This window comes from Methanoculleus sp. SDB (assembly GCA_001412355.1).
Classification (GTDB): domain Archaea; phylum Halobacteriota; class Methanomicrobia; order Methanomicrobiales; family Methanomicrobiaceae; genus LKUD01.
On record LKUD01000082.1, the window covers coordinates 1 to 11,368 of the forward strand.

10 protein-coding genes and 1 pseudogene are annotated in these 11,368 nt (G+C 57.7%); 3 read left to right on the forward strand and 8 right to left on the reverse strand.

The features are described 5' to 3' along the window. On the reverse strand, window positions 1-1,178 hold a 1,178-nt coding region (locus tag APR53_00885; GenBank protein ID KQC03591.1), incomplete at its 3' end, for a hypothetical protein. 139 nt (window positions 1,179-1,317) lie between these two features. Between APR53_00885 and APR53_00890 the strand changes: the two genes are divergently transcribed. Further along, complete coding sequence (locus tag APR53_00890) at window positions 1,318-2,253, forward strand: CRISPR-associated protein Cas1 (protein KQC03597.1); 936 nt, start codon at window positions 1,318-1,320, stop codon at window positions 2,251-2,253. Here APR53_00890 and APR53_00895 read toward each other — a convergent pair. The 4 genes and pseudogenes from APR53_00895 to APR53_00910 all read right to left on the reverse strand — a co-directional run bounded on the left by APR53_00895 (window position 2,238) and on the right by APR53_00910 (window position 5,212). Next, window positions 2,238-2,564, reverse strand: a complete 327-nt coding sequence (locus APR53_00895; GenBank protein ID KQC03592.1) for an acylphosphatase — start codon at window positions 2,562-2,564, stop codon at window positions 2,238-2,240. The two genes, APR53_00890 and APR53_00895, sit on opposite strands and share 16 nt — an antisense overlap. Window positions 2,565-2,610: 46 nt before the next feature. Further along, the gene (locus tag APR53_00900) at window positions 2,611-3,969 is read right to left on the reverse strand and encodes a phosphoglucosamine mutase (protein KQC03598.1); all 1,359 of its coding nucleotides are present in this window, start codon (window positions 3,967-3,969) and stop codon (window positions 2,611-2,613) included. 323 nt (window positions 3,970-4,292) lie between these two features. Further along, window positions 4,293-4,700: pseudogene (locus APR53_00905) on the reverse strand. Further along, complete coding sequence (locus APR53_00910; GenBank protein ID KQC03599.1) at window positions 4,697-5,212, reverse strand: hypothetical protein; 516 nt, start codon at window positions 5,210-5,212, stop codon at window positions 4,697-4,699. Before APR53_00910 ends, APR53_00905 begins: the two are co-directional and overlap by 4 nt. Before the next feature lie 1,505 nt (window positions 5,213-6,717). Here APR53_00910 and APR53_00915 point away from each other — a divergent pair. After that, complete coding sequence (locus APR53_00915; protein ID KQC03600.1) at window positions 6,718-7,629, forward strand: integrase; 912 nt, start codon at window positions 6,718-6,720, stop codon at window positions 7,627-7,629. 376 nt (window positions 7,630-8,005) lie between these two features. Further along, window positions 8,006-8,572 carry a hypothetical protein gene (locus APR53_00920; protein ID KQC03593.1) on the forward strand — a complete coding sequence of 189 codons (567 nt, stop codon included), beginning with the start codon at window positions 8,006-8,008 and terminating at the stop codon, window positions 8,570-8,572. A 154-nt stretch (window positions 8,573-8,726) separates the two neighbouring features. On the opposite strand, the gene APR53_00925 is transcribed toward APR53_00920, so the two are convergent. The 3 genes from APR53_00925 to APR53_00935 form a co-directional block, all read right to left on the reverse strand. Beyond that, on the reverse strand, window positions 8,727-9,230 hold the full coding sequence (locus APR53_00925; GenBank protein KQC03594.1) for a hypothetical protein: 504 nt from the start codon (window positions 9,228-9,230) through the stop codon (window positions 8,727-8,729). A 170-nt stretch (window positions 9,231-9,400) separates the two neighbouring features. After that, window positions 9,401-10,675: a hypothetical protein gene (locus APR53_00930; protein ID KQC03595.1), complete on the reverse strand. Its 1,275-nt coding sequence runs from the start codon at window positions 10,673-10,675 to the stop codon at window positions 9,401-9,403. Window positions 10,676-10,988: 313 nt separating this feature from the next. Further along, a partial coding sequence (locus APR53_00935; GenBank protein KQC03596.1) for a hypothetical protein occupies window positions 10,989-11,368 on the reverse strand: 380 nt, incomplete at its 5' end.

Genomic DNA, 11,368 nt, shown 5'->3' on the forward strand with positions numbered 1-11,368 from the left:
TTATGGGGAAAAAATTCCGCATCGGCGCGCAGCACCTGCAGATCGTGCTCAGCCTGCCGGAGGAGCGGCCCGTATTTTTCCGGGAAAGCCCGCGCTTTTTCCCTGACCCGGAGAAGGACACCCGGGGCAAGTGCTTCGGTGTCGGGTGTGACACAGGCGCCGTCGCGAACGCAGAGGAAATTACTTGCATAGCAGAGCTGTTCGAGTGTGGTGATCGGAATGATGGACCAGCCGCGGTCGCGGAGGTATGCGTCAAGGGGCATTGTTTCCGTCTTCGGGCGATATTGTCCGCCGTCCCGGTCATACAGGGTAACGGTCGCCGCGGAGAGGAGGAGAGGATTTCCGACGACGACATCCTGCGATGCGATGTTCATGTATGTATCGAGATGCATCGCCACCATCGGGTCGTGTCCGGCGACCAGGGGATGGCCGCGCTGGTGCACGACGGCGATCTCGTCAAAGCCGGGATCCTGCGCCAGCAGCGCGGCGGCGCCTTCCCTGTCTGTTCGCGGGCCCACCCCGATGAGAGCCGCATCCCCGAGGGGAATGAAATCCCCGCCTTCGAGTCTTCCTGATGAAATGCGGCCGGAGGGCGCATATCCCGACGCCACGAGCCCGAGCCCCGCGAACTCCACCTCCGCCTCCCGGTCCCGGTGTGCCATCCGCGCCTGGATAATGCCGCGGGCGCATGCCACCTGCTGATCCCGCATGAAGTAGAGGTTATGAAGCGGGTGCGCAAGTTCGGTGCGGATGCCGGCTTCGCCGAAGACAAGTGCCGGGTTGAGGCATGCGATGAGTGAGAGGTGGGCGGGATCCCGGTCGTCCAGCTGCGCGGCTTCCTGCCATGCCTGCCTGATCCGCGGCGAGAGCGTGCATGCATCCCCATCACAGCGTGCTGAGAATCGTTTCCGGGCAAGCGAGAGCAGTATCTCGCGTATCTCCGCGGACTGCCGTGCCCCGTCACGGATGGTATCGCAGAGCACGCGGACCCTGATCCCGAACAGATCGTGCAGTACCGAGCGGAGCTGCCGGTGTTCCCGCCGTGCCCCCTCGAGATCAAAGAACCGCTCATAGAGATGTGCGGACGGGGAGAGGAGGGCGAAAAAGACCTCGATTCCCGGTTCATGGACCAGTACCTCGCGGAGAGTCTCCCACTCCGCCCTGGCGCCCCCCTGCATGGAGCAGGGGTATGATTTTCTTCTTTTTTTCCATTTCGGTAGGAATTTCCGAAACGATGGGTTAATGTGTCTCATTGACAAGATTATTCCGTATCGGACGCCCTCGGACGGAGGGCTGTCTTTATCCGGGAATGTGCATATGGCAAGCGACCTTTTCCCGTGGCAGGTCGTCTCGGGGTTCGGCAGTCATATCCGGGCCACGACCACCACGCTCACTATCCAGTACAGGGGCACTATCCGGGAGTATCCCCTCTCGTCTGTCCGGCACCTGCTGATCGTCGGGGGGCATTCCGTACATACGTCCGTCATCAACCACCTGATGAGGGAAGGTGCCTGCGTCTCGTTCTTTGATGCGGACGGGACGCCCATGGGCACGCTCAGGCCGTTCGGGTTTCGGGAAGACACCGCTATCCGCACGCTCCAGCAGGAGGTGCCTGTCCATTCGGCTGCGGTGGAGCTTGTGAGGGCCTCCCTCCGTTCCCGCCTGCTGATGGTGGAGAAGACAGAGGAACTGCTCGATATGGCGCTCTTTTACGAAGGAGAGCAGGATTTCCTTCATTCGGCATTTGATCAGATGGAGTACCTCATCAAGATGGACGGGCTGCGGCGCATCCACCGGCTGACCTCGGATATGTACTATGAGATCATGGCACGGAGTGTTCCGCGCGATCTCGGATTTAAACGGCGAACGGGACGTCCGCACCGCGATCCCGTCAATGCCATGCTTTCGCTCGGCTACGCCCTCCTCTTTGGCACGACGCTCGTGTCACTTGTCGGCGCTCATCTTGATCCCGACATCGGCGTGCTCCGGCAGGGTGATCGGTCGCTGGTGATTGATCTCATCGACCCGCTGAAGGCAATGATGGTCGACCGGGTGGTCTTCACGCGGGCCCGCGAGGGCATGCAGCCGGGGAGTTACGAGTGCGCCGATACACGCTGCCATCTCGCGGGCCGGATCACAAAGGATCTCGTGCGCAGGCTGCGCGAGACGATTAACCAGGAGATAATCGATACGAATATTCTCCGGTATCTCCGGTTTATCGGGAAAAAAGAGGATTTTCACTTCACATACTGATGGACGCCCTTCTCGATGGAGAAGTCCGGAAAAGCCATGAATTCGCATGCGTTCACGTTCACGTCCCGGACGATTGCACGGGGGCAGCCGTAGAGCATCGACGTGAACTTTTCCAGTATTACGGGTTCGGCCGTCGCGTGGATGAGCACACGCCCGTCCTCCAGGTTCATGACTTCACCGGTGATGCCGAGATTCGTCGCAATTTTCCGGATACAGGCACGAAAACCGACTTTCTGGACACGCCCCGAGATCATCACCCTGATCGTTCGGGGTTCTGTCTGCCTGCCACCCCGGGAGGATGTTTGTGCCATAGCAATCGTGTCAGAGGTGATATTCTGGGCCGGGAATACTTAAGTGTTAGTTGCGCGCAGGACGCCCGATCACCGCCATGATATCCGCCTGCAGCCGTTCGGCAGCGGTCCGGGTGTCGCCCTCGATAACGAGGCGCATGAAGGGTTCCGTTCCCGACGGGCGAAGGAGTGCCCATGCATCGGGACGGTTAATCCTGATGCCGTCCGTCAGGTCGGTTTCCTCACCGGCACAGGCACCGATGAGCCGTGAGCACAGGGCCGCGGGATCATCGGTATCGATTTTATCCTTTATCATGACATACGGGGGCAACGCTGCCGAAAGTGCCGACAGGGGCTCCGCGGCACCGGCAAGCAGGGCGACCATCGCCGCCGCCGCCATGCCGCCGTCACGGCAATGCTGGTGTGCGGGGAAGATAAGCCCGCCGTTCCCCTCACCCCCGAAGGAGACCGTTTCGCCGGCTCCCGCAAGGGCAAGCATCGTCCGTGCTACGTAAATGCTTCCTACCGGAGTGTAGTGCACCCGGCATCCGGTCTCTTTCGCCACCGTTTCGCAGAGCCGGGATGTTGATACGGTGGTGACGACGGTGCCGGGGTGTTTCCGGCACGCATACCGTTGCATGAGGGCAAACTCGCGGTTTTCCTCAAGGTAATCTCCCTGCTCGTCCACGAAGACCGCTCGATCGGCATCGCCGTCGTGGGCGACACCGAACGCCGCCCGGGTCTCCCGCACCAGTTCTGCGAGGGGTGCAAGCCCTGCGGGGGAGGGTTCGGGGAGCCGGCCGGGAAAAGTGCCGTCTTCCGTCGTGTTGATGGTGTGGACCCTGCACCCCAGGCGGGCGAGGATTGCGGGTGTTGTACGGGACGCGGGCCCGGAACCTGCGTCAACCACGACCGTCATTCCGCGGCCGATACCTTCCGGAAACGCCCCCGCGACCGCTTCGATATACCGTTCCGCCAGATGGGGGGCGAATATCTCGGTACCGACAAGATCCCAGCTTTTCACGGTGAAATTCCCGGAAAAAATCCGTTTTTCGAGGGCAATCGTCTCTCCGTCGTCCATCTCGGTTCCGTCCGCCTCTATCACCTTGACACCGTTGTATTCGGGAGGATTGTGTGATGCGGTAATCATCGCTCCGGCATCGAATCCTTCCCGCACGAGGTACTGGAGAGCAGGTGTCGGGACGATGCCGACGTCGCAGACACGAGACCCACAGGCCATGATGCCTGCCTTGATCGCACCCGACAGTGCCGGCCCCGATGTTCGCGTGTCGCGGCCGACCGCAATCGTTCCCGGCCTCATGGATGCGAGTGCCATTCCAATATGCATGGCCAGTTCCGGGGTCATGCCGGTTCCGATGATCCCCCGTACCCCGTTCGTTCCGAAGAGCCGTTTTTGCTGTTTCATTGGATTTCCTGCCTGATTCATTCCTCTTCACCGGTTCCGCCGTCTTTCCGGTCCGCAGCTCCCTCAAGTATCCGGGAGAGTTCGGAGAATGCCGCGGCACGGGTGCGCCCGAGCACGGCAATGCATGTCTCCCCCGCAATTCCACCCCCTTTCGCTGAGAGGTGGATGTTCTGGATGCCGTCGCGGGATCCGGGTTCCTCCCGGATCTGCGGGAAACTTCCGGCTCCTTCCCCCTCCGTTACCCCGCGATACAGCAGGAGAGCACCCGTACCGGCTGCGTCCTGCACCCGACCGAGCTCGCGGAGGAGTGTTTCGGCGGTTTCGTACTCGGGGAACAGATCGAGGGATGCAAGCACCTCGTCCACGTCCGGATTCCGGAGCACACAGGTATCGTCCTCGAAATCACCGAAGATGATCTTCGGAAATGGTTCGGTCTTGAATCCCTCGATCACTGCGTATCTGATCCCGGCCCGCGCGAGCATGCCAAGTGCCCCCGAGATGCCCTGTTTTCGTATCGCAGCCAGTGCTTTTTCTTCGTCGATTCCGACAACAATGTCGGCACCGTGGGCATAAAAGAGGGTTGTGTCCTTCCCTTCCGGCAGCTGCTGACGGTGGTGGCCGATATGCTTGACGACACCCACCGTTCCGCGTTTTCCGAGAACGCCAATGAGGGAGGTGATGAACCGTGTCTTGCCGCTGCCCGAGTACCCGGCGACATGAATAATCTTCACGGGCTTTCCTCCTCCGGTTCGTCCTCGTCCGGCCCACAGGGTTTCTGGCTGCGGATCATCGACGCGGCCTCGGCGACGCTGCGCATGACTTCGGCGATCCGGTCCTCGATATCGAGTTCGTCGTCGATATCGATGGTTGTTCCTTCGACCTCGAGGAGAAACCGTGCAACCTCGCTCGATTCGAAGAGGATGTCGTCGAGTTCTTCTGCGGTGAAAAACCCGCAGAGGGCTCCGTAAAAAAATGTTGCTCCGGCTTTTCTCACCTTCCGCTTGAAGGAGTTCCGTGCCTGGTTGACGGCCTGCGGGGTGTAGGTATCGGTCATGAAGGGCACGAGGTCGGGGAGATTCTGGCCGATAAAGGTCATCTCCGCACCGCTCCGTGTCGAGAAATCGGCACAGAGCCGTGCGATTGCCCACTCCCGTGCGGTGACATAGGTATGTTTTCTCAGGAACCCGTTGACGCGGTGGTAGGTGGCGCCGTCGACTTTCTTGAATTTGCGGTATTTGCCGATCCGTTCGCGCTGTTCGGGTGTGAGGGCCGGAAGGGGTTCGGCTTCGTTTTCCTTCTCACCGGCAGGGGAGCAGTCCTGTTCCTCCGCACATTCGCTACTCTCCTTTATTCCACTCCCGGCCGGCATGCCCAGCATCGGCACATCCTGCTCCGGTGCTGCTGCAGGCGGAGGAGTGCCGCCTGCGTCTGCCTGTTCCACTCTGCCCGGTTCCTCCATTGACTATACCTCTGTGTGGTTCGCTATTCAACGTTACTGGTTTTCAGGCATACCGGGAACTGCCATGTACCGGCACGGGGAAGCGCGGCTTAGATATACCATCATAGGGTTTATACGTGTATTCGCTTTTTTTCGTCTCGCTGACTCATCGGGGCGTTTCTCCTGATTTTGTCGCTGAAGCGGGCTGGATACTGCCTGCAGCAACTGCCTCTCACGCGCCGCCCCGGTGGCCGGGACCGCCCCCCCTCCGTATCACGGGTTCGGTGAATAATGCCCGCGTGTCCTCCGGGTCGTTCCGGTGCGGGGATCCCTTTTCCGGCCATATGCGGAAATGCCCGTGGAACGGCACAGTCCGTCTCCCTACCGTATCCGGGATTCGTGGATGATCCGGGGTCTGCCGGGTCGCCCCTGATGGGCGACTATCTCCGGCCATCCACGGGAATCCCGGTTGCCAGCCGTACCGGCCCGGCGGAGCAGAGAAAAATATCGCGGTCCGAGCCCTGCCTGCGTATCGCATCATATGGTATATGGCGGCCGATGTACCGGCGCTTCCGTAATTCGATTTGCGATTATTTGGAGCCAGCATCCGGATATTGGTGGCCTGTGGCCGTTTTTATGGCACTCCCGGCATCATTACTGCCTTCCGCACCTCCGTCGGCCCCAATGGGATCGGAGATAATCTTTTGCCGGGATTACTCCTGTTCCCCGGGAATCGCAGCCCCTCCTTGTCGGAGAAGGATTCGCTTTCCGCCTGTCTGACAGCACAACAGTCGGCTTCATCATTTTCGTGTCACTGCCGGAATCATGGATAATAGAACGGTTTTAAGCCTGTTTTTCTGTCACTTATGATGAATGGTATAGGCGGGACGACGATCCGGCCTTACACGGCTTATGAAAAATACATTCAGTTAATATGTTCCGATGACTCATTCCTGCCCAGAAAGAGCTTTTTTGAATGGCGGTTTTCGCGGTGTCGTTTACTTTCCCGCCGCACGGTCTGTGCATTAAATACCGGCGGGGCGACTTTCTGACTGGACCTTTTGGTCCGCAATCCAGACCCAAAAAACCTCCCGACACAGATACCTTACCGCAAAAAAGGTTCGTGCCCTATAATCACCAAACCTCCTCATTTTCGGGGATGGCTACACCGGGTATGCGGGGAGGAAGGGGCAGCATTATTCTTTCCGGCGCAATCCTTCCCTGTGGTTGTTCCCCCTTCCCCGGAAGGATTGCGCAGAAGAGTGATTCTACGCAAAACTTAAATTCTTGGAGCTATGAAAGAAATATCAATGGAGGGCGATTATTTCTCCGAATGGCTTCCCCGCTTCAGCCATCACCTGAGAATGCGTAATTATTCGCCCCGGACTGTCCGGAGCTACGAGGAGGCAATCCGCCGTTTCGCCCAGTATCTCTGGCTCCGCCGCAACGCACAACCCGACCGGCTCGTAATATACTGGAAAGACCTCGCGACGGCCCGGATTGACACCGACGTGGACGCAACGCACCTCCTTATCACCGACTATCTCTCGTTCCTCGCATCGATGCGGACGTACAAACCAACGACTCTGCATCGTGTTATTTCGACATTAAGCTCATTTTATCGGTATCTCTATGCGCAGGGCGTGGTTGTCGCAAACCCGCTGGCAGCAGTTGACCGCCCCAGGATTAAAGAGCAGGAGCTGGTGTACCTCAAGCACAGCCAGGTCATAAAACTCATAGAATCCATCCCTGATCTGCGGGACAGGCTTATTTTTCGGACTATTTATGCCACGGGCGTCCGCGTTTCAGAACTCTGCGGCATCGATATCGGCGATATTGATTTTGAGGATCACACCATCCGTGTCAGGGGAAAAGGAGGTAAAATCAGGATTGTTTTTGTCGATGAGGACACCCTTGCCGGGATACGGGTTATGGTGGCGGGACGTGTCACGGGGCCGCTGTTTGAAGGGCAGCAGGGCCATCCCCTCTCGCCCCGCACGGTACAGCATATTTTCCGGAAATACGCCCCTCCCGGCGTTACTCCTCATAAAATCCGGCACAGTTACGCAAGCGAACTCTATCGCCGGTCCCGGAATCTCCGCGTCGTGCAGGAAAATCTCGGCCATTCTTCCATCAGGACGACCGAGATCTATCTGCATACGGATCTTGATGAGAGAAAAGAGGTATACCGGCGTTATTTCCCGCTTTCAAACGGTGAATGAAGTTATTGTCATTCGTCTGTCCGTTCAGCGGGGACCGTTCCTTTTCCTGCGATATACTCTATGATGCTATACGTTCCGCGATTCCGGATTCGAGGCGTCCGCTGATAACTACGGAACCGAAGTACAGGAAGAGGGGGATACACGAGGATGTGCCCTGCCGGCACACCGATGAGTTATAATTCTGCCGGGGAGCGAGTATTTTCGCATAAGAGGCCGGGTATCCATGGTGAAGCCTGGTCATTGAATATCAGAGCGGGTAGTTGTGCACGGGACCCTGCAATGGAGTGGGATGCGCTGAGTTATCCTCCCCCCCCGATGGTACTTATCTGCGTCAATTTCTTTATCCTCTCTCTGCACCACATATTCTCTTATTACCATGCTGCTCGAACATCTCTTCTACTCGGCGGCATTCGCAATCATGGCCGGGATGGGGTACCGTCATTTCACGGGCCGCGATCCCTCATGGATCATCATCGTCTGCGCATGGGCTCCCGATATCGACCATTTTCTCTTTCCGGTTGCCCGGCGGCTGCTCGGTGTTTCCCTGATGGTCAACTCCCGCCCGCTGGACCATGGGGATCTCCACACGTTCGCGGCCCTCATTGTCTTTGCGGTACTGCTTGCTCTTTTCCTCCGTCTCCCCCCCTTTAATGTCCGTCTCCGTGACGGGCTGCTCTTCGGGGCGCTTGGATATGCCGTCCATCTTGCATGTGACATTGCAGTGTATAATCCGGCATTTCCGGTTTTCTGGCCGTTGTACTCGAAGAGCGTAGGACTGGGACTCGTTCACTATTCCCGCGATCTGTTCGGGCTTGCCGATTCGCAGGTTCTTGCCGCGGGCATTCTCCTGCTTGTGTGTGCCGTCCTCCTCCGCACGGCAATGACAGGAACCGATTGGATAGAATGCTATATGCCCGGGCGGCGGCCCCCGGGCGGGGCATGAATATCCGGTTTTTTTAAAATTACCTTCTGAAAGGTGCTTATTTTGGTGTATCCTCCATCCCGCCTCCTGCAGGGTAAAAAACCGTATGATGCTCTATATAGCAGGCTCTCCGGAGGATAAAAAAAGAGGGATAATCCGGAGGCCTGCTCCGCGGTCATCCGAGTGCGGGAACGGTATCGGCCCATGCCTCGACGGCCGCCCTGATGGAATCCTCGCCGTACGATGTGATCGTCACCCTGTTGCGGGTGAATGTCACGAAATAGAGTTCGCCCGCCGGGTCATGGCACTTCAGCCGGCAGGAGAATGCTTCGTGGGCTGCATCCCGAACGGGGCTTCCGCCCAAGGCAGTCCCGAGATCGGTATTGCCCATCACGTCAGCCGCACCTGCCGTAAATGCCGCGACAGTGGGAGCGCGGATGGTGAGGGTACCGATCTTCTTTCCCTCGGTAGTTTCGTAGTTCACCTTTACCGTATACGATTCACGGTTCCGGGCGATCCCGTCGACAACGGCACCGTCCTCCGTGTAATCCGTGCACCCGAAGGGATTGTCATCCAGTACACTCTGGATAAGGGTCTCAAATGTCGAGATGTCCGCAATCGGGGCTGCCAGCTCCCGGGTCGCGGTTTTCTGGTTGTTTGTTTCAACAAAATCTCCCATGGTTCTTCCTCCATGCGTCACCAGCAGTCGGGCGGCAGTACACCTCCTCCCGGAGGGGTTTGCTCCGCCGAAGCTGGCTGATCATATCCTTGGTTCCTCTCTGCTATAGGGGGTGGGCAGAGGGGCGGGGTGAAACTGGAGGGGTAAAAAAAGCCTGAAAAATCCCGTGCTTACCGGAATGGGATAGTCATTAATATCGGGATCATTCTCAGGACGTCGTTGTCTGTGCCTACCCCCGAGAGAAATTCACGGAGCATCTCTGCCGGGGAATGGGGTTCGGGCGATGCCGCAACGACGGGCGGTGGGAGTATGTCGGGGTCTTCGGGAGGGGGTGAGGGGACTACCGGAATCACCGGGGGCGCTACGTCAGGTGGAACGGGCGCGGGAGTGGGTTCGGGGTCGGGCCGGCGTACCACTGAGATTACCTGTGACTCGGTAGCGGCAATCCCGAGTGATCCGTCCTCGGTGAGAGCGACGTAATCAACGGGATTGTCGGCCCTTTCACTCCAGACAAGGCTTCCGTCATTGCTGAAGAGGCGGACCATTTTATTCGTTGATCCGGTGAGGATCCATTCCCCGTCTTCGGAAATGGCGATATCCTGTACCCATCCGTCTTCTATACGGTCGGGGCAGAGATCACGGATTCCCGGCCCGGTAATCTCTCCTCCTTCGGAGGACTTCCCGAGATTGAAGTCCCATTGAAGCGTCCCGTCCGCAGTAAAGAACAGGAGCATATTGCTCTGTGTCGCGGCTGTGACATATTCCCCGGTCCCTGAAATGGCAACCGCGGTGATGCTCCGGACGCAGTCATGCTTCCAGACAACCCCGCCGCTGGTATTGAGGTACCTGAGGATTTCGCCGCATCCGGCGGCGATTTCTCCCCCGTCCCGGGAGAGTGCGAGACACTGTCCGCCGTCACCCTGTATCCGGTCATCCTTTTTCCACCGCATATTGCCGTATTTTGAAAAGCACCACGTACCGGCAGGAGAGATGACCCCGATCGTATTGCCGTTTCCTGAAATCGCGACATCCCGTATGTCCGTCCCTTTATCGGTGACGAATTCCCTGATAATTTCGCCCGCAGCATCGATGAAAGAGACGGTACCTGTTGCATCCCCGACGATGATGCGTGACCCGTCGGGCGTCACCACCACATCCCGTGGTTTGCTCTCCACCGCAATATCCCAGCAGAATTTTCCATCTCCCGTATAGCGGTATATCTGTGATCCAAACGTGCAGATCACCGTATTGCTATTGGCTGAGATGCTGATATGATCGCCAAACCATTTCTTCCAGAGGATTGTTCCGTCCGGATTCAGCACGTGAATTCTTCCCCCGCCGACAAGTACCGTCGATCCGTCGGGGGTCATCGTAACGCCGGAAACGTCCGATCCCGGGGTATATGTCCAGGAATCATATACGGCTGAAACGGCAGCAGGGAGCAAAAAGAGTACAGAAAGAACCGCACAGGCACACAAAATCCCGAGGGGTCGGGGAGATTCGACCATTGAATAGGGATAACGGAAGAAATATATAAATATATTTTTTCCGGCCTTTACTGATAATTCATGCAGTTATCGGCTGTGCATGGCATACATCGGGTACACTGATTATTCATTTCCGTTCGGTCTGGTAGTCCTGTTCGCGTGCATACTTGCGGGAAAAAAGAAATGCGGCATAGACGCTGCTCCGCACCCATGCGGGTGCCGGGTGCCTATGGGCGGGTTCGGATTCCGTCTGCTCGTTCATGATGCCGTATCAGGTGATGACCTCGTGGGTGATACCGGGAAGTACGAGCTGATTCGTGTAAACGGTTTCATACCCGTCAGGGAACCGGACGGTCGTAATGCCCGGCGAGAAGTCCGGGTTTATGAGCGGTGCGAACCAGTATTCGTCAAGGATCTGCTGTGCTTCAACGAATGAAAGGTTCGGCGTTGTGTAGGCAATGCCTGATTCGGTCGCGACACGGGTGGCAAATCCGAATATCTGAATGATGATGGTATTGTCACTGGTTGAAATCACCTGAGCGGGTCTCACCGAATGGCTCGAAAGTGCGTTGGTGAGTTCTTCCGCGGGATCGGAGATCTTGAGATATACGGCGATGTATTCGATCCACGAGAGGCTGTATTCGAAGGTCA